The sequence below is a fragment of the Neobacillus canaveralius genome, assembly GCF_047237705.1.
GTDB lineage: Bacteria > Bacillota > Bacilli > Bacillales > Cytobacillaceae > Neobacillus > Neobacillus niacini_K.
In genome coordinates this window covers 5,305,041-5,330,190 of sequence record NZ_JBDFLL010000001.1, presented here as the reverse complement: position 1 = coordinate 5,330,190, position 25,150 = coordinate 5,305,041, and the positions used below count along the sequence as shown (strand labels likewise).

Here is a 25,150-nt window from a genome sequence, read left to right as displayed (position 1 = left end):
AAAAAAGAGATGCTCATTGGTATTGAGCATCTCTTTTTATACCATTTTTTCGAAATTAACGCGCTTGTTAATGTAATAAATAATCGGCATACCTACAGCCATTACAACAAATTCTCCTATTGCCACTGTTAGCCAAGTAAATAAGAATGGCAATTCGAAGGCAAGGTTTAATTCCCAAGCAATCAAGAACATAGTAAAGGTGAAGACAACGGTATTTACAATCATACGAGCCCAAATTCCTTTAATGAAACGTGCAGATACAATTGTAATCGATAAGGCTAATAATGATTGACCGACACCAAAGACGAGGTCATAGGCGACCATCGGTGAAAAGAATAGATTGCTCAAAAACACCCCAACGATGATTCCGAATATATACTTCTTATTGAAAACAACAAGATGATTAAACATTTCTGAAACACGGAATTGAATATTCGTAAAGCCAAAGGGAGCGATTAAGCCAGATACAGCAATATATAAAGCTGCTAATATCGCATTTACGACAAGTGTTTTTATTTTCATATATAGTTATCTCCTTAGTTTTTTTACGTGGGAGGTTCTCGAACCACGTTTTACTGACAAAGTAATATAGTAGTATAAAAGTAATTGCTAGTCAATTTAAAGTCTGAGATAATCTTTCAGCAAGGTATATTATATGCATTAATTATGGATAATATTTCCCCTTTCGAACATTCTAATAACTAAAAAAGGATATTCAATAAATCGATATAAAAAGAAAGATTATTACTTCAGGATATCCCCTTTTAAGTCTTCGTGCTATTATATTTGTGTGAATCATTTACTATGGTTGGATAGTATTCAGAATATTGATAAAATAGAAGGAGAGGGGGATCTAATGGAACCAATTATTGCTTTAGAAAATGTATCATTTTCATATAAAATCAATGAGACCCATGAAGTGTCTGTTCTTAAGGATGTCTCTTTTTCCATTTTTCCAGGTGAATATGTGGCTATTATTGGACATAATGGTTCGGGGAAATCCACATTATCTAAGCATTTAAATGGGCTCTTAACACCTGGCTCAGGAGATGTTTGGGTCCGTGGTCACAATACAAAGGACGGCAGCAGGAAGCTGGATATCCGCAAAGGTGTTGGAATGGTTTTTCAGCATCCTGATAATCAAATTGTTGCGACGATTGTCGAAGAGGACGTGGCATTTGGGTTAGAAAATATTGGCGTCCCTAGGGAAGAAATGAAGCAAAGAATCGATGAGGCTTTAAAGGTCGTGAAAATGTCTGAGTTTCGGAAAAGGCCGCCGCACCATTTATCAGGAGGGCAAAAACAGAGAGTTGCTATTGCTGGAGTGCTTGCCATGCAGCCTGAGTGTATCGTATTCGATGAGGCGACCAGTATGCTGGATACCTTTGGTAGAAATGAAGTCCTTCAGGTTATGAGGAAAATGAATAGAATGGGAATGACTATTATTACCGTTACCCATCGTATGTCTGAGGCTGCAGAAGCAGACCGCATTATTGTGGTGGAAGACGGGAAGATTGTGATGGATGGAAAACCTCGTGATATTTTTAAACATAAAGAGGTTTTAATGGAACTGCAATTAGATATTCCGGCTGTGAGTCAGATAGCTGAAATGGTTCATCATCAAATTCCAACTTTCTCCAAAGAGGTAATCCAAGAAGATGAACTGATTAACGAAGTAAAGAGAGTTTCAAAAGCAAGGAGTGGGGAGGTGGTCTAAATGCCAGGGAAGCAGATCATCGAAATAGAAAATCTAATACATACATATATGCAAGGAACGCCTATGGAACATAAAGCCTTAAAGGGGACAAGCATGGTGGTCAATGAGGGGGAGTGCATTGCCATTATTGGGCACACAGGCTCAGGGAAATCCACCCTCATCCAGCATTTTAATGGGCTGATTCGGCCAGATTCAGGGAAGGTCATCATTGATGGAGTAGATTTATCGAAAAAGCGTATTGATTTGAAAGCATTGAGGAGAAATGTAGGACTAGTTTTTCAAAATCCGGAGGATCAAATATTTGAAAAATTAATTGGTGATGATATCGCTTATGGTCCTTTTAAACTAGGATTACCCTTGAAGGAAGTCAGGGAACGGGTTAAATGGGCAATGGACATGGTCGGCTTAGACTTTGAGGAAATGAAGGATCGCCAGACGTTTGCCTTAAGCGGCGGGCAGAAGCGTAAAGTTGCATTAGCTGGTATCCTTGCGTTAAAGCCAAAAATATTAGTTCTTGATGAACCTACAGCTGGGCTTGATCCAAGGTCTCGAAATGAGTTGTTGGATAAGATAAAATCCTTAAATAAAATTGAAAACTTAACCGTCATTTTCGTATCCCACAATATGGAAGAAGTCGCTTATTTAGCAGATAGAGTTTATGTAATGGCAAATGGCAAGGCCGTGTTATCAGGTACTCCGGAAGATATTTTTACTGATAAGGAAAAATTGCAGCGTCACCAAATTGGTACACCAGAAACCGTACAGGCGCTGTACCGGCTCAAAGACCTTGGATACAACGTAGATACTTCTGCTTTTACGGTTTCGGAGGCAGCTGACGAAATCATAAAGGTTCTTACCAAGGGAGAGGTGGAGAATCATGGCAAGTGAATTTGAACTGTCTAGGAATATTACGATTGGTCAGTACGTACCGACTGGTTCTTTTATTCATCGGCTGGACCCAAGAATAAAGCTGCTATTGTTCACGATTCTTGTTTTAGCCATAGCCCTCAATACTAGTTATGTAGGAAATGCGCTTGGTCTGCTATTATCTATTTATTTATTCTGGGTCTCCAAAATACCAGTCAGTTATGGGTTATCGGGTATAAAACCTGCTATTCCTTTTATTATTATATTGGCAGTATTGCAGCTGATCTTTCAAGGCAATGTTTTTTCTGGTGGTACTGTATTCATTGAATATGGGTTTATCTTGATTACTAGTGAGAGTATTCGACTCGTAATCGTTTCGGCCGTGCGTTTTGTGGAAATCATTTTATTAAGCAGCGTATTAACGCTATCCACATCAACAACAGAATTAACCCATGCCATCCAAAGTCTATTAAGTCCATTGAAAAAAGTAAAATTTCCTGTCCATGAAATTTCCTTGATAATTACCATCGCGATACGCTTTGTGCCAACCTTTGCGATTGAAATGGAGAAGATGATGAAGGCTCAGGCATCAAGAGGGGCAGATTTCGGGTCGGGGGAATGGTGGAGAATCATTCAAAGAACGAAGGACATGCTTCCGATTATTATTCCTTTATTTAATATCGCGTTATCTCGAGCAGAGGATCTCATCTTGGCCATGGAATCTCGCTGCTATACTCCTGGAAATGAAAGGAGTGCCTATTCGGTTTATAAGGCAATCGGGCGTGATTATTTAGTGTTAATTATTGGGTTATTATTATCGTTACTATTACTTTTTTATCCGTTTCCATTTTAGAAGAAGTAAGAGTGTCAGAAGAAATAGAGGATGGATTCTGACATGATTTACTAAAGAAATCAACAAAGTTTCAGAAAAGAGCCTAGAAAAAGTAGAGGAGGAGAAATGAAATGAAGGGTACATTAACAATTCGAAATATTGTTATTGCTGGTGTGCTAGGTGCGGTTGCGATTCTTTTAGGTGTAACTCGGCTAGGATATATTCCCGTCCCTACCGCAGCTGGAAATGCAACGATCATGCATATTCCTGCGATAATTGGGGGGATAATGCAGGGACCGATTGTAGGCGCGATTGTCGGAATTATTTTTGGTGTGTCCTCTTTCTTAAATGCTACAGTTCCACTATTCAAAGATCCATTAGTGGCAATCCTGCCTAGAATTTTTATTGGAGTTGTCGCATGGCTTGTATATGTAGGAATTCGTAGGAAAAGTGAGTATCTGGCTATTGGGACTGCAGCCTTCCTGGGGACCCTTACAAATACGGCCCTAGTATTAACAATGGCAGTAGTTAGAGGTTACATGGGGGCAGAGGTAGCTTGGACGGTTGCTCTAACAAGCGGTATTCCAGAAGCAGTCGTTGGTACGGTTGTGACACTAGCAGTAGTTTTGGCATGGAAGCAAATAGGTAAAGGGAAAAAATCTAGGATTTCAGAAGATATATAAAATAAAAAATTAACCCATTGAGGCTTAGACTTCAATGGGTTTTTGATAAAATTGGGGAGTTGAACGGTGTGAAGCTTGTTAATTTTGAACAATCCATCGACAATCGGATTCTTAAGCGCGGACGTGAAGGGAAAATTAGATAATAAGAGCTAGGTTCTTTTTGTACTAATCAGTTTCACAAAAGAGATGAATTCAGAAAATGAGGGAAACTATGCTGCATCATGTTGAGATATATGTTTCAAACCTTGAAAAAAGTGTTGAATTTTGGAGTTGGCTGCTAACTGAACTTGGGTACGAACAGTATCAAAAATGGAAATTAGGGATTAGCTGGAAGTATCAAGAAACCTATCTCGTGTTTGTTCAGGCTGAAGAGAGGTTTTTGGATGTTCCTTATCACCGTTGCAGAGTAGGGTTAAATCCTCTTGCCTTTCATGCAAGGTCTAGAGAACAGGTCGATGAAATAACCGAGACACTAATAAAGAAAGAAATTCCCATCTTATACAGGGAGAAGCATCCATATGCTGGAGGATCAGAATATTATGCTGTTTTTTTCGAAGATCCAGACCGAATAAAAGTAGAAATAGTTGCCCCTAATTAAATGAAGGAATTTTTAAAATGTGATGTAAATCACGAAATTTCATCGCTTTTATCTTTATAATCAGTAATAAATAAAAGGGGTGTATGACATGGATTATAAATTTAAGTCTCTTTATAGTGAAATTGGCGGGCAGGAAACGATTGATAAACTTGTTGCAGCATTTTATCCGCGTGTATATGCGGATCCTGAATTAAGACCGTTGTTTGAGGGTGACATGGAGGAAATTATGAGGAAGCAAAGCATGTTTCTTCCGCAATTCCTAGGTGGTCCAGCGCTTTACAGTCAGGAATTCGGACCACCGGCGATGAGACACCGTCATCTTCCTTTTGAGGTTACACCAAGAAGAGCGCAATGCTGGCTTCGCTGTATGAAGGAAGCCTTTCAGGAAATAGGACTATATGATAAACCAGCGGGGCTTGCTTTTTATGATCGGTTAACACAAGTTGCTGGGATTATGGTTAATAGTCCTGATAGAGAGTAAAGGATCAAAGGGTTGTCCACAAAACTTGGACACCCTTTTTTTGCGAATAAATTTTGAGTGTTGACTTTGTGTGCGTTGAATTTGTTAGGCAGATAAACAACTCAAAAATGCAGGTAAAATGAGAATTATGCAGATAAGCGAATGAAATCCGCAGGTAAAGGAATCATTTTGGCAGGTAAGATAAAAAAGGTAATTAAAATCCATACTTGAATCCAGAATCTGGGTCTAATTTCAAGTGTAATTCCTATAAATAGGAATTTTAAATACCTGAGCCAGGCAGCACCTGGCTTTTTCAATGTTGAGTTTGGTACGTTGAATTTGTTAGGCAGATAAACAAGGCAAAAATGCAGGTAAAAGAAGAACTATGCAGGTAAGCGAATGAAATCCGCAGGTGAAGAAACCATTTTGGCAGGTAAGATAAAACGAGTATATAAACTCTATACTTAAATTCAGACTCAGCCTCTTAGGAATCCCCCTTCAGAATTCAATACCTGCCCTGTAATCCACTCTGCTTCTTCACTGGCAAGGAATGCAACGAGGCGTGCTGCATCTTCAGGAATTCCAACACGCGCTAATGGAAACTTAGGCAAGATCGCTTGCTTTATTTCTTCATTCATCCATCCAGTATCCGTCGGTCCAGGGTTTACTGCATTAACTGTAATACCAAGAGGAGCAAGTTCTGCGGATAAGGAAAGGGTAAAGGCAGATATAGCCCCCTTGGTTGCCGCATAAGCTAATTCACCAGGCATTGGACCAAGTGCTTGTCCGGATGTCAGGTTAATGATTCTGCCAGCAGGCATTGGGGAGTGTCTAAACCGACGGGCAAATTCTACAGATAACAGAAAAGTAGCTCTCATATTTACTGCATAATGGTCATCAAGTGTTTTTGCGTCTAAATTCATATATCCATCTCTTGTAGAATGAGCTGCATTATTTACTAGAATAGCAGGTAAACCCATTTCAGCAGTGACGGCCTCCAATACATTAAATGGTGCGCCCGGATCAGCCAAATCAATTTCTAAGTTGCCACAACGAACGCCATATTCCCGAATGTTGTCCTCAAATGTTTTTACCCAATCAGCATTTGAACCAAAATGGGTAAAGAAAATATCTGCACCTTCTGAGGCTAATTTTTTGCATATAGCGGCACCAATTCCATTTTCATGACTTACACCTGTAATTAGTGCAACATTCCCATTTAGTTTATAAATAAAAATCCCCCCATAATTTATAAAAAGCACATTAGAATTACAAGTGAATTCTAATGTGCCTTTAGTTATAATATTATTTTTTCAACTTAGCCCATGTTTCGTCAAGTGCTTTCATAGCTTCTTCTTTAGACTTTTGGCCGCCTACATATGCTTGAAGAGTTGCACCAAATTCCTGGCCAGCTCCATCAGGATATTTCATGAACTGCCATTGATATGCTTTGCCTTCTTTAGAATATTTAAGAAGGTCCGCACCTAGAGCACCGATATCTTCAGGATTGGCGTCAATCGTTTTAAAGGCTGGAATGTACTTGAATTCCTTTGTTAATGCTGTTTTACCTTCTTCAGATGTAACCATCCAATTTAAGAAATCTTTTGCTGCTTCTTTGTCAGCTTCTGGTGCTTTGTTGTAAAGAACCCAGTTACTAGGAACATCAATCATTAATTTATCAGATTGAGCCGGATCATCGCTAAGTGCTAACGGAATGAAACCAACTTCTAAGTCTGGATCTAATTTATCAAGCATTGGCTGAATCCAGTTACCTTGCTGGATCATAGCTGCTTCACCTGTAGCAAATAATGTTACTTGTGTATTGTAGTCAGTTGTTAAAGGATTCTTGTTGCCGTATTTCATTGTAAGATCTAAAAGCTTAAAGTAATTATCGAATTCTTTATTGCCTTCAATTTTAGCTGTGCCTTCATTTAGACCTTTGATAAAAGCATCTGGATCTTCTTGATAAGCAAACGGAACGTTCATGCCGTGGTTTGCTAATACCCACCATTCAGCATAACCGATTGAGAATGGTGTAATGCCGGCAGCATCTAGCTTTTTCGCTGCTGCTTCTAACTCAGAAAATGTTGTTGGAAGTTCCTTAATTCCAGCTTTTTCAAATAATTTTTTATTGTAGGCAAATCCGTAACCTTCCATATTAAAAGGCATACCGTATACTTTACCATCAAGGGTCATTCCGTCTAAAGTACCTTCAAAGGCATCCTTGATCCAAGGCTGATCAGATAAATTTTCAAATTTATCTTTCCACACTAGAGCTTCCTGGTCACCGCCATTTGTAAAAATATCAGGTGCTTGGTTAGAGGCGAATTTTGCTTTAAGAGCTGCAGCACCATCCGCACCGCCGCCTACAGTTTCAATGTTAAAGGTAACATCTGGATGCTGTTTCGTATATTCATCTGTTAACGCTTTCAATTGGTCTGCAATTTCAACTTTCCCTTGGAAGATATCAACTACTACTTTATCGTCCTTACCACCGCTGCTTTTTTTATCTCCAGAAGTACTGTCGCTAGAACATGCGCCTAAAAGAAGTGAAGCGGATAGTACACCTGCAGCCAATGAATACTTTTTGAATGCCATTTGGTTTTCCCCCTAAAATGATAATTATATATTTTTAAATCTCTGCTGTCTGTATGTAAGACAGCAGAATGTGTTCCCCTAAAAAATTACTTGATAGAACCGCTGGTAATTCCTTGGATAATGTGTTTTTGCATAGTGAAGAAGAAGATTAATAATGGAATAATACCGATTACTAATGCTGCAAGTGCTAAATCCCATTGCTTTGTATACTGCCCAAAGAAGAAGAATGTTGCCAATGGAATCGTTCTTAATTCTGGATCTTGAAGCACTAATGATGGTAATAAGAAGTCATTCCATATCCATAAGCTGTTTAAGATGACGATGGTGACTGTAATTGGTTTTAAGAGCGGAAAAACAATTCTCCAGAATACGCCAAACCGTGTACAGCCATCGATAATCGCTGCTTCTTCAAGCTCTAAAGGAATTCCTTTAATAAATCCGTGATATAAGAAGATGGTCATACCTGATCCAAAACCAAGGTACATGAAGACAAGTCCCCACATACTGTTTAATAGTCCCAAGTTACCAGCCGTTTTAATAAGCGGAATCATGAGCGATTGGAACGGAATGATCATCGCAGCCACGAATGTCATGAAAATGATATTGCTGATTTTCTTTTTGGTTCGAACTAACATGTACGCAGCCATCGAACAAAAGATAACGAGAACGATATTACTGCCAATTGTAATGATTAACGAGTTTTTAAATACAGTTAGAAAATTTAATTTTTCGAATGCGTTAACATAGTTATCAAACATCAACACTTTTGGCAGGGCCGATGTGTTGGTTAGAATCTCTGCAAATGGTTTCAAGGAGTTTGAAATCACATAATAGAATGGGACTAAAAAGACTAGACCGAGCAGGAGCGCAAGGATTTCAACAATAGATGTTCTCCATGTATACCTGTTGCCCATTAGGATTCAACCTCCTTTTTCTTCGAAATCGTAACTTGAAGGACGGTAATCGCTGCTACGACAATGAAGAAAATTAATGCTTTTGCTTCACCGATACCATATCGGTTATTAACGAATGCTTCTGTATAAATGTTAAGCGCCAGCATTTCTGTTGATTTAAATGGACCGCCGTTTGTCAATGACAGGTTAGCATCAAAGACTTTAAAGGATGAAGCGGTTGTTAAAAATAAACAAATCGTTACGGCTGGTGCAACAAGCGGCATTGTAATATGACGTAGAACTTGAAAGCGATTCGCTCCATCAATTCTTGCTGCTTCAATTAATTCCTGCGGTACGTTCTGCAGGGCAGCAATATAGATAATCATAATGTAACCTGCACCCTGCCAAACACTGACAATGACGATTCCCCAAAACGCAGTCTTTGCATCTCCTAACCATGCCAGCTCAAATAAAGGAATTCCAGTTAACTGACCAATGGAAACAAATCCTTTTACAAAAATAAACTGCCAGATAAATCCTAGGATTAATCCGCCGATTAAGTTAGGCATGAAGAAAACGGTCCGTAAGACATTTTTTGTTTTCAACTTCTGAGCAACCAATAAGGCTAATCCAAATCCAATTAGGTTTGTTAAGATGATGGCTACAACTGTGTATTTTGTTGTAAGTATGAATGACTGTTGAAATTGCTTGTCCTCTGTAAATAAGTATTTGAAATTATCTAGTCCGACCCATTTGACGGATCCTGTTACACCGTTCCAATCGGTAAATGCATAATAAATACCGGTAAAGAAGGGGATTAAAACAATTAGGATAAAAGCTAATAGGACTGGCCCGACAAATAGGGTAAATAATCCAGCGTCTTTCCATTTCTTCTTATTCAGAAAAGAAACAGAGTGAGAAACTTTCGTGCCTTTCTGATTTGTGAGGGCTGCCCCCTTAACTGTATCCAGCTTACTTTCGTTATTCATTCCCTGCACCTCCATAACCTTATTTTAGTGATTGTAGAAAATTATGAAACGGCTTACATTGACCACTAGGGTGGAAAATATTGAACAGGTCAAAATAATGAACTATTAATTGCTGCTTAAAGTTGTGCTACAATGTTCTAAAAATGCTGCAAGGGAGGACAGGTTAGTTTTTGAATAAATCAAGACTAACCAGGATTATATGCGATGGGGTATTCGGAAAAAGCTTATTATATTTTTAATGCTTGTAACCGTTCTCCCTTTTGGGACAGCGATTACCGTCACTTATTTTTATACGACCAAGTCACTTAATGAACAATCTGTTTCAACAAATCATAATTTGATTGTTAAAGGCAAGGAAGAGCTCTCGGTTTATTTGAACGATGTAGCACAAATGTCATCGGTCCCTTATCGATATACACCTTTTATGAATGTAATGCGGAATGGGGTCTCCTCCAACTTGGCTGTTAATCAGGAAGAAGTGCGCAGAGTGCTTGCCTATTTATTTAATACACGTCCCGAAATTGAACAAATGCACCTTTATATACATGAAGAAAAGGAATCTTTCACCAACTACCATTCTAGAATCAGCGGAAGGGCAACTTACGAAAATATATTTTCACACCCTTACTATGGGCGGTTAACAGCCATTGAGGGCTATTCTCTTATTGAACCTCCGCATGAGATTTATAGCTATAACAATATTTCCGTTATACCTAATTCGCAGAAGGTGAATGTATTAAGTTTTCATAATGTGATTCGCGATGTCCCGTTAGCGGATGTTTTGGGCTTTTTATCGATAGATATTAATCTTTCTAGAATCAGTGCAATCTCCGAACGATTATATACGAAAGACGACGAAGACCTCTATATAATGAATGAAAAGGGAATGATTATCTATTCTTCCAATGAAAATGAGATTGGAATGGAAAATAAAGAAACGTGGTTTGAGCAAGTGAAGAGGGAGCCGGAAGGAGGGAAAAGTTTTGAGTGGAAGGATGAGCAGTTTTCTGGTGTCATCGTCCATGAAAAATTTACAGATTCGTACAAGGACTGGTCAATCGTGAAACGAATCCCTTATGATGTCCTTTATAAAGGCGCCAGAGAAACCGCTATCATTAACATCTTGATTGGATTGGCTACACTTGTCTTTGCTTTACTGGGGACCATGTTTGTTTCCTTTAAGCTGACAGCTCCTATAAAAGTGTTAATCGGCAATATGAAAAAAGTGGAGAAGGGTGAATTCAAGGCTGATTTCGAATCATTAGGTACCGATGAAATTGGTATGTTGGGAAGGCATTTTAAATTAATGATTGCTAAAATAGAAGAGTTGATAGAGAGTGAATATAAATTGGAGATAGAAAATAAAGCATCGCAGCTCCGTGTATTGCAATCACAAATTAATCCCCATTTCCTTTATAATGCCTTTCAGTCTATTGGTACATTGGCACTAAAATTAAATGCGGTTCCGGTTTATTCATTGCTGACATCATTATCAACGATTATGAGATACAGTATGAATATGAAGGATGATATTGTTCCATTTACGTCCGAGTTGAATCATGTAAAATCATATTTATTATTACAAAAACAGCGGTTTGAAGAGCAGTTTGAATTTAAACTGAATATTGAAGAAGAAGTCAAAGCGATACTACTCCCAAAAATGATTTTACAGCCCGTGGTTGAAAATTGTTTTAAACATGGCTTTGATCAGTCGATAGAGAAAGCATGGATTCAAATTGAAGCATATCACGAGAATGACAAGATGATCTTAATTAGTATAAAAGATAATGGAATGGGTCCCAGCGATGAACAACTTGAAAAAATTCGCATGGAACTATTTTCCAACAATTCAAAAGCAGACATGCAAAGAGAAGCGATAGGGTTAAAAAATATTTATGACCGATTGCAGATTTATTATCATAATCAGGCAAACCTGTCAGTTAACCGGAATGAAGAAGGTGGTTTTACGGTTACCATCCAAATCCCAACAGTAATACCGAAAGAGGTGGAACATTCATGAAGGCGTTAATCGTTGATGATGAAAAACATGTGCGAGATGGAATTAAGATACTAGCACATTGGGAACAAGTTGGAATACGAGAAATATATGAGGCAGCAAACGGTGAAGAAGCTATTCAGCTTATTCAAACCATCCGTCCTGAGATCATTTTCTCTGATATGAAAATGCCAAAAATGGATGGAACTCAGCTTTTAGAGTGGATTAAAGAAAATCAGCCCAGCAGTAAGACGATTGTGGTGACAGGTTACGATGATTATCATTATATGAGAAAAGCCATCCATTTCGGCAGTACAGACTATCTCTTAAAGCCTATCGAACCGGAGATTTTAAATCAAACTTTGGAGAAGGCGGTTGGTGAATGGAGGAAAGAAGAAGCTGAAAGGCAGAGGAAAGAAACTAGCTCACTGCTCATTAATGAAATGGCGCCTGTTTATCGAGATCGCAAACTAACACAGCTAGTGAATAGTGACTATTTGCAAAAAGAACTATTCGAAGAATTCGGCTGGTTAAAGCAGTCTCGTGATTATATGGTAGCTTTAGTCCGAGTTAATGGAAAAACAATGAAGGCGTTTCAAGGAGATCGAGATTTAACTTACTTTATGATTTTGAATATTATTAATGAGATTATGAAGGAAAATAGCAGTGGAATTGGTTTTCGGTACTTATCTAAAAAGGGTGAGATCGTACTGATCTTTTGGGACAAGTTCGAGTTAGTAGAACGGATTTTAGTCAGCATCTATAAGACACTAAAAAATATGTTAGATATCTCTTGTCCAATTGCTGCCGGGAAACCTGTAAATACTAGTTCCAAGTTAATAGTCTCTTATCACCATGCCAGAAATGTTTTATTAAATAGAAATATATTGACAGCTAGTGAAAGAAGAGTCTATATGTCGGATATAGTGACAGCTCCCTCATTAAAGAGTTTGATTGTATATTCTTCAGATATAGAAATGGCAATTCAAACGGGAGAAATTAGGGCTTTTGTAGAATTAATGGATCGAATTGAAAAGGAAATTACAGAAAAGGAATATTTATCTGTAAGACAGGTGATAAATTTAGAAAATGAGTATATGGTCATTAGCAACAAATGGTTTAAGCATTACAATATTTCATTTAAGACATCAGAAGATATTGAAGAACGGGTTGATTTATTTTTCGATTCAAACGGCACGTTTAGCTTAGAAGAGTTTAAAAAGAGAAAAAAGCGGGAAATTGCCGTATTTTTGAAAAAGGTAAAGAAAAGCACACTGAAAAAAAATAATAATATCATAAATGATATTGAAAAGTACCTACAGGAAAATTTTGACCGGGATGTAAAGCTGCAGGAGATTTCAGATCATTTCTATATCAGTAGAGAATATATCTCTAGGAAATTTAAACAGGAATTTAACGAGAACATTTCCGATTACATTGTAAGAATCAGAATGGATAAGGCAAAATCACTACTGAAGAATAGTCAGTTAAAAATCTATGAGATTGCTAATATGATTGGCTATCAGGATGACAAGTATTTTCGAAAGGTATTTAAAAAGGTTGAGGGTATTACTCCGAATGAGTATCGAGCAGAAAATGTGAAACAGTGATAAGCAGAGTTAGGTTACTCTTTCTCTGCTTATTTTTTTTTCAATAGGAAAAAGAATGAATTTTTTGTAAATTAATATATGAATATTTCACTATGTTTATTTACATGACTTTAACCAAGTCTAAATGGTAACTACATAAGCGCTAAACATTTCCCCCGTACAATTTTATTTGTAGTAACAAACATAAAAAGGGAGATGGGAAAAATGAAAAAAGCATTTGTAATTGGAGCTGGCCTGACCTTTAGTTTATTGTTTAGTCCTTTTCAACAGGCCTTTGCAGCAGAAACAACTGGGGAGTTACGAAAAGTGGATAATGTAGCTCACCGTGGTGCAACAGGGTATGCACCGGAAAATACGATTGCCGCTTTTGATAAAGGCGTCGAAATGAAAGCAGATTATATTGAAATCGATGTCCAAAGAAGTAAGGACGGAGAATTGGTTATCATTCATGATAATACGGTTGACAGAACAACCGATGGTACGGGGTATGTGAAAGACTTGACCTTTGAACAGATTAGAAGTCTTGATGCAGGCAGCTGGAATGGCGAACAATTTACAGGTGAGAAAATTCCTACATTTGATGAAATTCTTGACCGCTATCATGGGAAAACGGGTATTTTAATAGAATTAAAATCACCTGAGCTTTATCCTGGAATTGAGGCACAGGTCGCACAGGAATTAAAAGATCGCAACCTTGATAAACCGCAAAATGAAAAGATTATTATTCAATCGTTTAATTTTGAATCTATGAAAATAGCAAACAGCTTGCTTCCAAAGGTGCCTATTGGTGTCCTTACATCCAATAGAGTCCACACAACAGAACAAGCTTTGCAAGAATTTGCAACTTATGCTGATTACTTTAACCCAAGCTATGGAATCGTATCAAAAGAATTGGTTGATCAAGTGCACGCACTTGGAATGAAAATTCAATCATGGACGGTTCGCAGCCATGAAGCAGCTCAATTTCTATTAGATATGAACGTGGACGGAATTATTACCGATTATCCTGATTTTGTAGATCCAAGAAAATAGGACAAACTATCGACAAAAGAGGGAAATCTTTCATCCCTCTTTTGTCTAGTATTCCTGACGTCTGTATACCCCTGGAGCAACGCCATACCTCTTATGAAATACTCTATGAAAATAAGGATAGCTTCCGAATCCACAATCCTCGGCAATTTGCTCAAGTGTCAAGGATGTGTATTTCATTCGTTCAATTGCAGCGGATAAACGGATTTCAAGGGCATATTCAATCATCGTTTTTCCAACGCTGCTTTTAAAAAGATGAACGGACCGAGAGATACTAAGACCAGCATGCTTAGCCACATCCTCGACTTTCAATGCGGTTGTAGCATGTTCTTCTATGTATCGCAGCATCCTTGTCACAGTATAGGGAACGTTGAAAGAAGGCACTGTTTCATTAATGGCCCGTTCTAAAGTTAAGCAGAGAGCTCGCAGCAAATAGCTTGTGAGCTCTTCGTTTTGGCTGGAGGTTGGACGGCGTTTTTCAATCATGATATGGCGCCATAGAACCAGCAGCTTATCATCCAAATCGATTCTGGAGACATCAGGCTTCTCGGAACGGTTCCACCATTCGTTCACCCATGCACCTTCACATACTAAGTGATAGTCGCCGCTTTTTTGGCCAGCATTTACTAGTAGTTCATAGTGATCCCCTGGTTTTATGAGCAGCAGGTCTCCTTTCTCGAGCTCCATTTTTCTCCCCTTCACTACTACCTCACATATGCCTTCTGTTTGCAGGCGGAAAAGATAAGAGGGGTATCCAGACTTATGCTGTGAGTGATATCCATTTGTGTGATAAGAATAGCCGCAAAATAATATGTTCGTTGTCATAAACAATCCTCTTTTTTTATAAAATAGCAAAATAGTAGATGTTTTGATTATATCATCTATGTTTAATTACTTTAACACCCTTTAATATGTAATCAAATAAGGAAGGTTTAAAGAAATGGGGGATAAGATTGAAAAATATTCCAATAGCTGTGCAAATGTTCACATTGCGAGAAGAAAGTGCCCAAGATTTTGCCGGAACGTTAAAAAAAGTAGCTGAGCTTGGATTTGATGGTGTTGAATTTGCCGGTTATGGCGGATTAACAGCAAAAGAAGTAAGAGTATTATTGGATGAGCTCGGTCTGCGAGCAGCAGCCAGCCACGTGCCGCTGGAAGAATTGGAAAACAATCTGTATCAAGTCATTGAAAATCAGAAAGTATTAGGAAGTAACTATGTGGTCTGCCCGTACTTAATGCCAAATAGGCGCAGCATTGAGGATTACAAAGCACTTATAACATTTTTAGATCAAGCTGGTGAAAAATGCCGTCAGGAAGGCATCACCCTTTGCTACCATAATCATGATTTTGAATTGGAGCGGTTGTCTAATGGCCAAACGATACTCGAAACCATTTTCGATAAAACACACTCTATTAATGTAAAGGCAGAGCTGGATGTGTATTGGTTGACAAAGGCCGGTGAAAACCCGGTTGAGTGGATCAATCGTCACCGGAATCGTACACCGCTTATTCATTTAAAAGACATGACAACAGACGAAGAGCAATTTTTTGCAGAGCTGGGAACAGGCGGGGTAGATATTGAAGCCGTACTGCAAACAGGCAAGGAAAACGGAGTCGAGTGGTGGGTAATTGAGCAGGATGTTTGCCGCCGTTCACCATTTGAAAGCATTGAAATCAGCATGAATTACTTAAAATCATTGAAGGATAATTAGGTCACTGAGTTCAATATTTTACACCCTATGTGTCAATGTAAGCCGTTTCATTATTTATCTCAATGATTAAAATAGAAGATAAAGTAAACTGAAAAGGGAGTTGCTTATATTGGTTCAAGTTACAGTATGGAATGAAAACCGTCATGAACAAAAAAATCCGGTAGTAAGGGATATATACCCTAACGGAATTCATGGTACAATAGCAGAATTTTTAAAAGAAAACGATCATCAAGTAAAGACCGCTACTCTAGACGAGCCAGAGCATGGCTTAACGGATGAAGTTCTTGCCAATACAGATGTATTAGTTTGGTGGGGCCATTTAGCACATGGTGAAGTAAAAGATGAAATTGTACAAAAGGTGCAGCAGCGTGTTCTTGACGGCATGGGACTGATTGTTCTTCACTCCGGGCATTTCTCCAAAATATTTAAGACATTAATGGGAACAAGCTGTGATTTAAAATGGCGCGAAGCAGACGAGAAGGAAAGACTTTGGGTCGTTAGCCCAAGCCATCCTATTGTAGAAGGTATCTCAGAGTATATTGAATTAGAAAAAGAAGAAATGTATGGGGAGCATTTTGATATCCCACAGCCAGATGAACTGATTTTTACAAGCTGGTTTGAAGGAGGGGAAGTGTTTCGCAGCGGATGTACATACAAACGCGGGAACGGGAAAGTATTCTACTTCCGTCCAGGTCATGAAACATATCCTACTTACCACAACAAAGACATTCAAACTGTCATTAGTAATGCAGTAAAATGGGCAGAGCCGGTAAAGCGCGAACGCCCAGTCTATGGAAATGCTAAACCACTTGAAATAATTGGAGGGAAATAAACATGGAAAAATTAAGAGTAGGTGTAATCGGCTGTGGGAGTATTGCCCAGCACCGCCATTTACCTGAATATAAATCTAATAACAATGTAGAAATTGTTGCTGTTTGTGATATCAATGAGGAGCGCGCACAAGCTGTAGCAGAAAAATATGGTGTAAAAGCCTATACAAACTATGAAGAGTTGTTAGCAAGCGGTTCAGTTGATGCAGTCAGTGTTTGTACTCCTAACTATCTTCATGCACCGATTTCGATTGCAGCATTAAATGCGGGTCTGCATGTTCTTTGTGAAAAACCAATGGCTACTTCAAAACAAGAGGCACAAGAGATGATAGCAGCAGCGAATGAAAACGGCAAAAAGTTAATGATTGGTCATAATCAACGGTTTGTACCTTCCCATCAGAAGGCCCGCAAGTTAATCGAGAGCGGGGAGATTGGTAAAATCTATAGTTTCCGCACGGCATTTGGTCATGGAGGACCAGAAGGCTGGAGTGTAGATGGCAAAGAAAGCTGGTTCTTTCAAAAGGAAAAAGCGTTTGTTGGTGCAATGGGCGATTTAGGCGTTCATAAGACAGACCTTTTACGATTTGTATTAGGTGAGGAAATTACTGAGGTCGGGTCTTTTGTTGAAACAAATGCGAAAGATTACGCAGATGTTGATGATAACGCAGTATGTGTCTTAAAAACAGAAAGTGGAGCTATCGGAACACTGGCTGCCAGCTGGGCTTATGTTAGTAAGGAAGATAATTCTACCATTATTTATGGAGAGAAGGCTATTCTTCGTTTAGAAGATGATCCAACTAATTCATTAGTGGTTCAATACGTAAACGGAGAAGTAGTGAAGTATGAACTTGGAAAAATACAGTCAAATGATGAGGGCGGTCAAAATAATTCCCATGTGATTGAGAAGTTTGTCGAATCTGTTATTTACGACCAGGCACCACCAATACCAGGTGAAGAAGGTATGAAATCACTTGAAGTAATTTTAGCAGCACTTCAGTCTAATGAAACAAAACAAATTGTAAAAGTAGGCGAATGATAAATAAACTACCGATCTTGATTATCGGGCAGATTATAATCGAATAGATGAGAGTGAGGGGAATCATTTATGAAACTAGGTGTTTTTACTGTATTATTTGCGGAAAAGTCGTTTGAGGAAATGCTCGATACTGTCAAAGAAGCTGGACTTCATGCTGTTGAAATCGGTACTGGCTGTTATCCAGGGAACAGTCATTGTGACCTAGACGGTTTATTAGAGAGTGAAGAGGCACGCAATCAATTCATTCAAAAAGTTGAGGAACGGAATCTAATTATAAGTGCGTTTAGCTGCCATGGCAATCCGATTTCGCCTGAAGCTGCATTTGCTAAAAACTCACATGAAACACTATTAAAAACGATTAAGTTAGCTTCGCTTCTGGGCGTACCTGTTGTAAACTGTTTTTCTGGTACGGCAGGAGATCATGAGGGAGCCAAATATCCAAACTGGCCGGTCACCCCGTGGCCGAATGAATATGGCTCAGTCTTACAATGGCAATGGGAAGAAAAATTAATCCCATACTGGAAAGAAGTCGGTCAGTATGCGAAGGAGCACAATGTGAAAATTGGGCTGGAACTTCATGGCGGCTTTTTAGTCCACACACCTTACACACTGTTAAAGCTTCGTGAGCAAACTTGTGATGCAATTGGTGCCAACTTAGACCCAAGCCATTTATGGTGGCAGGGAATTGACCCCGTTGCCGCAATCAAAATACTAGCAAAAGAAAATGCCATTCATCATTTCCATGCGAAAGACACATACATTGATCAGGAAAATGTGAATATGTATGGATTAACGGATATGCAGCCATATGGAGAATTAAGAACTCGTGCTTGGACATTCCGATCAGTTGGCTGTGGACATAGTTTAAAAGAATGGTCGGACATGATGAGTGCGCTTCGCACATATGGATATGATTATGTGGTGAGTATTGAGCATGAAGACGCAATTATGTCCATTGAAGAAGGATTCAAACGTGCCGTAACCAATTTGAAGTCAGTGTTAATTGAAGAGCCTGTTTCTCAAATGTGGTGGGTTTAGACATCAAGGAAAGGGTTGCATCTATGAATAAAAAATGGTGGAAAGAAAGTGTCGCTTATCAGGTATATCCCAGAAGTTTCATGGATAGCAATGGAGATGGGATTGGTGATTTAAAAGGAGTTACCTCCAAATTGGATTACCTGAAAGAATTAGGAATTGATGTGATTTGGCTGTCGCCAATGTACAAATCTCCTAATGATGACAATGGTTACGATATATCCGATTATCAGGATATTATGGATGAATTCGGAACAATGGCCGATTTTGATGAGTTGCTCGAAGGAGTTCATCGCCGCGGAATGAAGTTAATTCTTGACTTGGTCATTAATCACACAAGTGATGAGCATCCGTGGTTTATTGAGTCCCGCTCTTCAAAAAACAATCCAAAACGGGATTGGTACATTTGGAGTGAGGGCAAGGATGGTAAGGAGCCGAATAACTGGGAATCCATTTTCAGCGGGTCTGCATGGAAATATGATAAGGCAACTGATGAATACTTCATGCATATTTTTTCTGAAAGGCAGCCTGATTTAAATTGGGAAAACCCTGAGGTCCGGAATGCTTTATATGATATGGTGAATTGGTGGCTGGATAAGGGAATTGATGGCTTTCGTGTTGATGCGATCTCTCATATTAGAAAAGAACCTGGTTTCCCTGATTTGCCAAACCCAAATAATTTAGATTATGTCCCTAGTTTTCCTTACATGATGAACGTCGCAGGAATCGATGAATGGTTAACGGAGTTTTCTCAGAATACGGTTAAAAACTATGACATTATGACTGTTGGGGAAGCAAATGGTGTAGGAATAGATGATGCAGATAAATGGGTTGGTGAAGAAAACGGTTATTTTAACATGATTTTTCAATTTGAATTTTTAGGCCTATGGGATAAAAATGCAGAGGGATTTATCGACATTACAGCGTTGAAAAAGAACCTAACCAAATGGCAAAAAGGATTGGAAGGTAAGGGCTGGAATGCCTTGTTTATCGAAAACCACGACCAGCCTCGCCGTGTTTCAAGCTGGGGAAATGACAAGAAATATTGGAAAGAAAGTGCTAAAATGCTTGGCGCCATGTATTTCTTGATGAAAGGCACTCCATTTATCTATCAGGGTCAGGAGATAGGGATGACCAATGTCCAATTTCCTTCTATTGAAGATTACAATGATGTTGGGATGGTTAACTTTTATAAGGTGGAAACTGCAAAAGGCCGACCACATGATGAAATTATGAAAATTATTTGGAATCAATGTCGTGATAATGCGCGGACACCTATGCAATGGGATTCTAGTAACAAGGGCGGATTTACAACAGCGGACCAAACCTGGTTGGGGGTAAATTCAAATTACCGAGAGATTAATGTTGAAGCACAGTTAAATGACCCAGATTCTATTCTTTCCTTCTATAAGAAGATGATCGAATTACGAAAAGAAAATCCATTGTTTGTCTATGGAACATATGAATTGTTATTAGCGAACCATCCTAAATTGTTTGTCTATACCCGTAAATTAGGCGGAAAAAAAGCAATCGTCATTAACAATTTTAGTGACAAGCCAACAAGGTGCCAAATTCCAAAGAGTGTGTCTTATTCAAAATCGGCGCTAGTGCTTCAGAATTATTACGTTGCCGATAAAAAGCTCCGAAAAGAATTCACACTTAAGCCTTATGAAACTAGGGTATATTTATTGAAATAAAAAAGGGATTTAACATATGAAAAACGTAAGGAGTCAAGTCCTTACGTTTTTTTGTACGCATTTATTGTTCTATTGCTGTTTTAGTAAACCTCTCCCAAGGCTTTGACAGCCAGCGCTTTAAAGCGAAGCAGCCCCGGAGCCACTCATCAGCACCTTGAGCAAGCCATATTCCTAAAAGCCCCAATCCATAATGAACGCCCAATAAATAACTTAAGGATACTGCTACACCCCACATTGAAATAATACCGATAATCACGGGAAACCGAACATCCCCCGCAGACTTCAATGAGTTCATTAAGACGATATTCATGGCTCTTCCAGGTTCAACGAAGACAATGGCCCATAAAACAGGTAATCCAACCATAATTATTTCTGGATCCTTTGTAAATAAATCCAATATGGTGCCCCCGCCGATGGCGATGACTAATGATGTCAGTGTTGAAGCAAGCATAGCTATCTTCAATGTGCGAATTCCACGTTTTAAGGCACGATTAAATTGTTTACCTCCAATATATCGTGCTACTAAAATTTGAGTACCTTGTGCAATCGCCACTGTGAATAAAAAGCATAGCATGCTAATGTTTAATATATACACTCGCCCTGCTAAGGAGGCAGTTCCCATCCCAACAACAAAGCTCGTAATGACCACCTGTGATAATTGGTAGGAAAGATTTTCCCCAGCTGAGGGAATTCCGATCTCGAGCAATCCCCGAATATCTTTTTTTCGTGCGTTGAAAATGTCCTTGAACACTATTTTCAAAGAAAGTCTGCTATATAATAAATATAATAGAGCGCAGACAGCATAAGCTCGTGCCGCAAAAATCGCCCAAGAGACACCAGTCACACCTGTAATCGGAAGCCCGAATATTCCAGTAGTTGCAATGATGTTTCCACCAATACTTATTAAATTCATAATAATGGTAACCATCATTGATTCCTTAGTGTATCCATGACTGCGGAGAATCGCACTTAAAGCAAGTGATAAAGATTCGAAAAAAAGTGAAAGAGCACATATACGGACAAAGGTAAGTCCATAGTCGAAAACCGCTCCATGAACATCATATAATCAGAGCAGGTGTTCTCCCAAGAAAAACACAAAAATGGCAATCGTTATTCCAAACCAGAAATTCAGTCCGAATACGGAATACGATAACTGCCTTGCACGCTGAAGCTTTCCTGCACCAAGGTTTTGACTAATTAACACCGTTGCACCAATAGATGTAACATTAAAAACCAAAATGAAGATATTAAGCAGCTGGTTGGCAATACCAACACCAGCAACGGCTTTATCGGAGTAATGACTTAACATTAACGTAGCCACAATCCCCATGCCTAAATGAAGAACCAGCTCAATAAGGAGCGGCCAGGTAATACTGAATAAAGTCTGTTCTTGATATTTGTTGTTCTGTTCCTCCACGATAGTCTCCTGATTCCTATTGTATTTAAAAAAGTATGTTTAATTTTACTCTTATATGGATCAATTAGAAATAGGAAAATGGAAAAATAATAAGATTGTTATAAAGCCTTGGATTTGCTATTTTAAAACTATAACAATATTAAAATGGGAGACAACCATGCTAATAAAAGGGAAACTATATAGGTTTTTGTTAATCCTCATTTTTTGTTTATTGGTCTCTTTGGAGGCTGCTGATATTTTATTACCTAATTTTTTTCATTCTATAAAAATAACAGGCTACGTAACCATAGGTATATATCTGGTAGCGATCTTCACCCTGTTTCTTCTTACAAAAGAATTTGATCAAAAGGCAAAGGAACTTCAAAATAGTCAGCAAAAAATGAAAAATATTTTCGATACTCTAGATGTGGCAATATGGTCACATGATTTAAAAAGCGACACGCTATTAATTACTCCTGGGATTGAAAAGCTTTATGGCTACAAGTTGGAAAACTTCTATGAAAATACATACCTTTGGAAGGATGTTATTTATCCCGAAGATTTGCATGTTTTAGAAGAAAGGTCCAGGAAATTAGCGATTGGTGAAAATGTGACTAGCCAATATCGAATTGTCCGCCCCGATGGTGAAGTACGCTGGATTCAGGATAGCGGGATACCCACCTTTGATTCAAAAGGAGAGTTTGTTGATTTTAGTAGTGTATTATTCGATATTACAGACCGGAAAGAAAGTGAAGGTCTCTATCAAAGTTTAGTAGAGATGTCACCTGATATTATTGCCGTCATTTATGATGGGAAAATTGAATATATAAATGAAGCGGGCTGCAAATTAATAGGTGCTGAAAGTCAGGAGCAATTGATTGGTCAATCAGCAAAGAATTTTGTCGCTTCGCAAATCACGGATTTAATTAAAAATAAAGTATTCTCTACTGATAAGGTGGAAAATGAAAGATATAATTTTGAATTTCAAGTAAGGCGAATTGATGGTGAAAGTATTGATGTGGAGATGGCGGCTAGGTCGATTCTTTACGAAGGCCGATTTGCCATTCAGGTAGTAGGCAGAGATATAACTCAAAGGAAGAAATCGGAGCAAACGATAAAATTCATGGCCTATTATGATAGTTTAACTGGTTTGCCAAATCGCAATCAGTTTAGAAACCATCTAAATGAAGTTTTACAACAACAACAGAATAAAATGCACGCCGTTTTATTCTTAGATCTAGACCGCTTTAAAATCATTAATGATACAAAAGGTCATTCGGTTGGCGATAGTATTCTTCAAAAAGTAGCAGGCAGATTAGAGAAAGCCGTTCAAAATGAAGGACTAGTTTCTCGCCAGGGCGGGGATGAATTTATTATCGTCCTAGAAGATGTTGATAAAGAAAATGCTTCGCAAGTAGCTAAACGAATACTCAATGAATTTTCACTTCCATTTGAAGTTAATAATGAAGAGTTTTATGTCACGCCAAGTATCGGAATCAGTATTTATCCAACAGATGGAAACGATGAAGAAACCCTGATTAAAAATGCAGATACAGCTATGTACCAGGCAAAAGATCGTGGAAAAAATAACTATCAATTTTACTCAAATAATCTTGATGGAATCTCTACTTGGAAAATGAAATTGGAGAATTGGTTAAGAAGAGCAATGGAGCAAAATCAAATGACACTCCACTATCAACCCCAGTTTGACTTAGTTACAGGTAAGATTGTCGGGGTAGAGGCATTAATCCGATGGAACCATCCTGAATATGGCTATATTGCACCGTCTGAATTTATACCCTTAGCGGAAGAAACAGGACTTATTGTTCCGCTGGGCAAATGGATATTACGAGTGGCATGTGAACAGAGAAAAGCTTGGAAGGATGCAGGGTTCAATGATTTTCCTATTGCTGTAAACGTTTCAGTAAGGCAATTTCAGGATGAACATATCATTCACTTCATTTCGGACATGCTCAAGGAAGTTGGACTAGAGGCAAATTATTTAGAACTCGAAATCACTGAGAGTCTTATGCAAAATCTAGAGAACTCCACCATCATTCTAAATCAATTAAAGAGCCTGGGCGTTCTGTTATCGGTAGACGATTTTGGAACGGGCTACTCCTCATTAAGTTATTTAAAACATCTTCCCATTGATAAAATAAAAATTGATAAATCTTTTGTTGATGATATTATCTCTCATTCTAATCAAGGAATGATGGTGAAAACGATTATTGATATGGGTGTAAATTTAAAATTCATTGTCATCGCAGAAGGAATCGAAACGGAAGAACAAGTTAAGTTTTTAACACGGAATGCTTGTCAGATCGGACAAGGCTATTACTATAGTAAACCATTGTCTGCAGAGAAATTGGATAAACTTCTAATTGAGGATAAGGGTCATACACCATCATGAATGTAGGAAAAAGCTATATGTTTTAAAAGAGTCCTTCAATCTGAAGGTCTCAGGCTGTCGAGAAAGTTTCGACAGCCATTATTTTTCAATGCAGAAGTGCTGGAGTGACCGGAACTTATCTTGAAAAGAGATTTGAGTCGATGCAGCGGTGCTGGAGTGACCCAAGCCCGGCATGAAAAGAGATTTGGGTCATTGCAGAAGTGCTGGAAATATAAAAATGCCGAGAAAATACCTTTCTCGACAATCTGAGACCTTCAATCTGAAGGTCTTTTAATTTCCCCATTTTAAATGTATGGATAAGGTACAGCAACTCATTTGGCTGCTTGGATCTGGTTGTGTTGTAAGTTCAAAGGTCACACCGGTTGGCGTATATTTTGTCTCCACAGGTACTTTTAGACCAATCGTTTTCATTAACCTATCCACTTCGGCTTTATTCCCCAGCTGAGCAGCTGCCATTAACTTAACGTCAAAATCTTTATCGTCTAACCGGTTTAGCAAGATACTGCCCTGGCCAATTAATAACCGATAGGACTTAATGGACTTCGTGAAAACATTTACATCCACCGGTGGATATTGCCTGGTTATTGGGTAGTGGTAATGGTAACCAGGGTAAGCGGGGTGCGGCGGGTAAGGATAGTGGTAATAATACATCATAGTGCTCCTTCCATATTCAAGTCACACAAGGCATTATACGATATGAGTATTAGACTATTTTGGTTACATGGAAAGACATGGATAAGCGTCTTCTAGGAAATGTGG

The 25,150-nt window shown here is 38.5% G+C and carries 22 protein-coding genes, 1 pseudogene and 1 riboswitch; of the genes and pseudogenes, 15 read left to right on the top strand and 8 right to left on the bottom strand.

The features are described from left to right. Window positions 1-36 precede the first annotated feature (36 nt). Entirely contained in the window at window positions 37-522 is a 486-nt protein-coding gene (locus ABC255_RS26140; RefSeq protein WP_412998039.1) for a QueT transporter family protein, read from the bottom strand. Window positions 523-530: 8 nt separating this feature from the next. Next, window positions 531-575, bottom strand: a riboswitch (PreQ1 riboswitch). Window positions 576-856: 281 nt separating this feature from the next. Here ABC255_RS26140 and ABC255_RS26135 point away from each other — a divergent pair. The 6 genes from ABC255_RS26135 to ABC255_RS26110 all read left to right on the top strand — a co-directional run bounded on the left by ABC255_RS26135 (window position 857) and on the right by ABC255_RS26110 (window position 5,178). After that, the gene (locus ABC255_RS26135; RefSeq protein ID WP_412998038.1) at window positions 857-1,717 is read left to right on the top strand and encodes an energy-coupling factor transporter ATPase; all 861 of its coding nucleotides are present in this window, start codon (window positions 857-859) and stop codon (window positions 1,715-1,717) included. After that, window positions 1,718-2,605, top strand: a complete 888-nt coding sequence (locus ABC255_RS26130; RefSeq protein ID WP_412998036.1) for an energy-coupling factor transporter ATPase — start codon at window positions 1,718-1,720, stop codon at window positions 2,603-2,605. Continuing rightward, the gene (locus ABC255_RS26125; RefSeq protein ID WP_412998034.1) at window positions 2,595-3,437 is read left to right on the top strand and encodes an energy-coupling factor transporter transmembrane component T family protein; all 843 of its coding nucleotides are present in this window, start codon (window positions 2,595-2,597) and stop codon (window positions 3,435-3,437) included. The genes ABC255_RS26130 and ABC255_RS26125 overlap by 11 nt, the downstream gene beginning before the upstream one ends. 110 nt (window positions 3,438-3,547) lie before the next feature. Further along, window positions 3,548-4,099: an ECF transporter S component gene (locus tag ABC255_RS26120; RefSeq protein WP_412998032.1), complete on the top strand. Its 552-nt coding sequence runs from the start codon at window positions 3,548-3,550 to the stop codon at window positions 4,097-4,099. A 211-nt stretch (window positions 4,100-4,310) separates the two neighbouring features. Further along, entirely contained in the window at window positions 4,311-4,697 is a 387-nt protein-coding gene (locus tag ABC255_RS26115) for a VOC family protein (protein ID WP_412998030.1), read from the top strand. Between the two features lie 88 nt (window positions 4,698-4,785). Then, the gene (locus tag ABC255_RS26110; protein WP_412998028.1) at window positions 4,786-5,178 is read left to right on the top strand and encodes a globin domain-containing protein; all 393 of its coding nucleotides are present in this window, start codon (window positions 4,786-4,788) and stop codon (window positions 5,176-5,178) included. A gap of 455 nt (window positions 5,179-5,633) precedes the next feature. On the opposite strand, the gene ABC255_RS26105 is transcribed toward ABC255_RS26110, so the two are convergent. The 4 genes from ABC255_RS26105 to ABC255_RS26090 form a co-directional block, all read right to left on the bottom strand. Next, window positions 5,634-6,389, bottom strand: coding sequence for an SDR family oxidoreductase (locus tag ABC255_RS26105; protein WP_412998641.1), 756 nt, complete (start codon window positions 6,387-6,389; stop codon window positions 5,634-5,636). Window positions 6,390-6,462: 73 nt separating this feature from the next. Continuing rightward, window positions 6,463-7,755 carry an ABC transporter substrate-binding protein gene (locus ABC255_RS26100; RefSeq protein ID WP_412998027.1) on the bottom strand — a complete coding sequence of 431 codons (1,293 nt, stop codon included), beginning with the start codon at window positions 7,753-7,755 and terminating at the stop codon, window positions 6,463-6,465. Window positions 7,756-7,841: 86 nt separating this feature from the next. Then, window positions 7,842-8,669, bottom strand: a complete 828-nt coding sequence (locus ABC255_RS26095) for a carbohydrate ABC transporter permease (RefSeq protein WP_179602352.1) — start codon at window positions 8,667-8,669, stop codon at window positions 7,842-7,844. After that, window positions 8,669-9,637, bottom strand: a complete 969-nt coding sequence (locus ABC255_RS26090; RefSeq protein ID WP_412998024.1) for a carbohydrate ABC transporter permease — start codon at window positions 9,635-9,637, stop codon at window positions 8,669-8,671. The genes ABC255_RS26095 and ABC255_RS26090 overlap by 1 nt, the downstream gene beginning before the upstream one ends. A gap of 238 nt (window positions 9,638-9,875) precedes the next feature. Here ABC255_RS26090 and ABC255_RS26085 point away from each other — a divergent pair, with 238 nt between their 5' ends. The 3 genes from ABC255_RS26085 (at window position 9,876) to ABC255_RS26075 (ending at window position 14,275) form a co-directional block, all read left to right on the top strand. Next, a complete protein-coding gene (locus tag ABC255_RS26085; RefSeq protein ID WP_412998022.1) occupies window positions 9,876-11,657 on the top strand; it encodes a sensor histidine kinase in 1,782 nt (593 codons plus the stop codon). Then, complete coding sequence (locus ABC255_RS26080; protein ID WP_412998020.1) at window positions 11,654-13,243, top strand: response regulator transcription factor; 1,590 nt, start codon at window positions 11,654-11,656, stop codon at window positions 13,241-13,243. The genes ABC255_RS26085 and ABC255_RS26080 overlap by 4 nt, the downstream gene beginning before the upstream one ends. A gap of 204 nt (window positions 13,244-13,447) precedes the next feature. Then, complete coding sequence (locus tag ABC255_RS26075) at window positions 13,448-14,275, top strand: glycerophosphodiester phosphodiesterase (protein WP_412998018.1); 828 nt, start codon at window positions 13,448-13,450, stop codon at window positions 14,273-14,275. A gap of 45 nt (window positions 14,276-14,320) precedes the next feature. Here ABC255_RS26075 and ABC255_RS26070 read toward each other — a convergent pair whose 3' ends face one another. Beyond that, window positions 14,321-15,097 carry a helix-turn-helix domain-containing protein gene (locus tag ABC255_RS26070; RefSeq protein WP_412998016.1) on the bottom strand — a complete coding sequence of 259 codons (777 nt, stop codon included), beginning with the start codon at window positions 15,095-15,097 and terminating at the stop codon, window positions 14,321-14,323. Window positions 15,098-15,225: 128 nt separating this feature from the next. On the opposite strand from ABC255_RS26070, the gene ABC255_RS26065 reads away from it, so the two are divergent. From ABC255_RS26065 to ABC255_RS26045, 5 genes are all read left to right on the top strand, one after another. Beyond that, window positions 15,226-15,984: a sugar phosphate isomerase/epimerase family protein gene (locus tag ABC255_RS26065; protein ID WP_412998014.1), complete on the top strand. Its 759-nt coding sequence runs from the start codon at window positions 15,226-15,228 to the stop codon at window positions 15,982-15,984. A 109-nt stretch (window positions 15,985-16,093) separates the two neighbouring features. After that, window positions 16,094-16,816, top strand: coding sequence for a ThuA domain-containing protein (locus tag ABC255_RS26060; RefSeq protein WP_412998013.1), 723 nt, complete (start codon window positions 16,094-16,096; stop codon window positions 16,814-16,816). A gap of 2 nt (window positions 16,817-16,818) precedes the next feature. Then, on the top strand, window positions 16,819-17,850 hold the full coding sequence (locus tag ABC255_RS26055) for a Gfo/Idh/MocA family protein (protein WP_412998011.1): 1,032 nt from the start codon (window positions 16,819-16,821) through the stop codon (window positions 17,848-17,850). A 69-nt stretch (window positions 17,851-17,919) separates the two neighbouring features. Further along, on the top strand, window positions 17,920-18,888 hold the full coding sequence (locus ABC255_RS26050; protein ID WP_412998010.1) for a sugar phosphate isomerase/epimerase family protein: 969 nt from the start codon (window positions 17,920-17,922) through the stop codon (window positions 18,886-18,888). Between the two features lie 23 nt (window positions 18,889-18,911). Beyond that, the gene (locus ABC255_RS26045) at window positions 18,912-20,582 is read left to right on the top strand and encodes a glycoside hydrolase family 13 protein (protein ID WP_412998008.1); all 1,671 of its coding nucleotides are present in this window, start codon (window positions 18,912-18,914) and stop codon (window positions 20,580-20,582) included. A 61-nt stretch (window positions 20,583-20,643) separates the two neighbouring features. Here the strand turns inward: ABC255_RS26045 and ABC255_RS26040 are convergent. Then, window positions 20,644-21,999, bottom strand: a pseudogene (locus ABC255_RS26040) (MATE family efflux transporter). 187 nt (window positions 22,000-22,186) lie between these two features. On the opposite strand from ABC255_RS26040, the gene ABC255_RS26035 reads away from it, so the two are divergent. After that, a complete protein-coding gene (locus ABC255_RS26035) occupies window positions 22,187-24,391 on the top strand; it encodes a sensor domain-containing protein (protein ID WP_412998007.1) in 2,205 nt (734 codons plus the stop codon). Window positions 24,392-24,661: 270 nt separating this feature from the next. Here the strand turns inward: ABC255_RS26035 and ABC255_RS26030 are convergent, their stop codons facing one another. Further along, window positions 24,662-25,045 carry a YuzC family spore coat inner layer protein gene (locus ABC255_RS26030; RefSeq protein ID WP_412998005.1) on the bottom strand — a complete coding sequence of 128 codons (384 nt, stop codon included), beginning with the start codon at window positions 25,043-25,045 and terminating at the stop codon, window positions 24,662-24,664. Window positions 25,046-25,150: the final 105 nt, after the last annotated feature.

Bases quoted from the DNA above. Each gene is read 5' to 3' on its own strand.
- ABC255_RS26125 (WP_412998034.1), top strand. From the start codon at position 2,595: ATGGCAAGTGAATTTGAACTGTCTAGGAATATTACGATTGGTCAGTAC.
- ABC255_RS26080 (WP_412998020.1), top strand. From the start codon at position 11,654: ATGAAGGCGTTAATCGTTGATGATGAAAAACATGTGCGAGATGGAATT.
- ABC255_RS26110 (WP_412998028.1), top strand. From the start codon at position 4,786: ATGGATTATAAATTTAAGTCTCTTTATAGTGAAATTGGCGGGCAGGAA.
- ABC255_RS26075 (WP_412998018.1), top strand. From the start codon at position 13,448: ATGAAAAAAGCATTTGTAATTGGAGCTGGCCTGACCTTTAGTTTATTG.
- ABC255_RS26140 (WP_412998039.1), bottom strand. From the start codon at position 522: ATGAAAATAAAAACACTTGTCGTAAATGCGATATTAGCAGCTTTATAT.
- ABC255_RS26050 (WP_412998010.1), top strand. From the start codon at position 17,920: ATGAAACTAGGTGTTTTTACTGTATTATTTGCGGAAAAGTCGTTTGAG.
- ABC255_RS26095 (WP_179602352.1), bottom strand. From the start codon at position 8,669: ATGGGCAACAGGTATACATGGAGAACATCTATTGTTGAAATCCTTGCG.
- ABC255_RS26090 (WP_412998024.1), bottom strand. From the start codon at position 9,637: ATGAATAACGAAAGTAAGCTGGATACAGTTAAGGGGGCAGCCCTCACA.
- ABC255_RS26120 (WP_412998032.1), top strand. From the start codon at position 3,548: ATGAAGGGTACATTAACAATTCGAAATATTGTTATTGCTGGTGTGCTA.
- ABC255_RS26130 (WP_412998036.1), top strand. From the start codon at position 1,718: ATGCCAGGGAAGCAGATCATCGAAATAGAAAATCTAATACATACATAT.
- ABC255_RS26100 (WP_412998027.1), bottom strand. From the start codon at position 7,755: ATGGCATTCAAAAAGTATTCATTGGCTGCAGGTGTACTATCCGCTTCA.
- ABC255_RS26030 (WP_412998005.1), bottom strand. From the start codon at position 25,045: ATGATGTATTATTACCACTATCCTTACCCGCCGCACCCCGCTTACCCT.
- ABC255_RS26115 (WP_412998030.1), top strand. From the start codon at position 4,311: ATGCTGCATCATGTTGAGATATATGTTTCAAACCTTGAAAAAAGTGTT.
- ABC255_RS26070 (WP_412998016.1), bottom strand. From the start codon at position 15,097: ATGACAACGAACATATTATTTTGCGGCTATTCTTATCACACAAATGGA.
- ABC255_RS26135 (WP_412998038.1), top strand. From the start codon at position 857: ATGGAACCAATTATTGCTTTAGAAAATGTATCATTTTCATATAAAATC.
- ABC255_RS26055 (WP_412998011.1), top strand. From the start codon at position 16,819: ATGGAAAAATTAAGAGTAGGTGTAATCGGCTGTGGGAGTATTGCCCAG.
- ABC255_RS26085 (WP_412998022.1), top strand. From the start codon at position 9,876: ATGCTTGTAACCGTTCTCCCTTTTGGGACAGCGATTACCGTCACTTAT.
- ABC255_RS26045 (WP_412998008.1), top strand. From the start codon at position 18,912: ATGAATAAAAAATGGTGGAAAGAAAGTGTCGCTTATCAGGTATATCCC.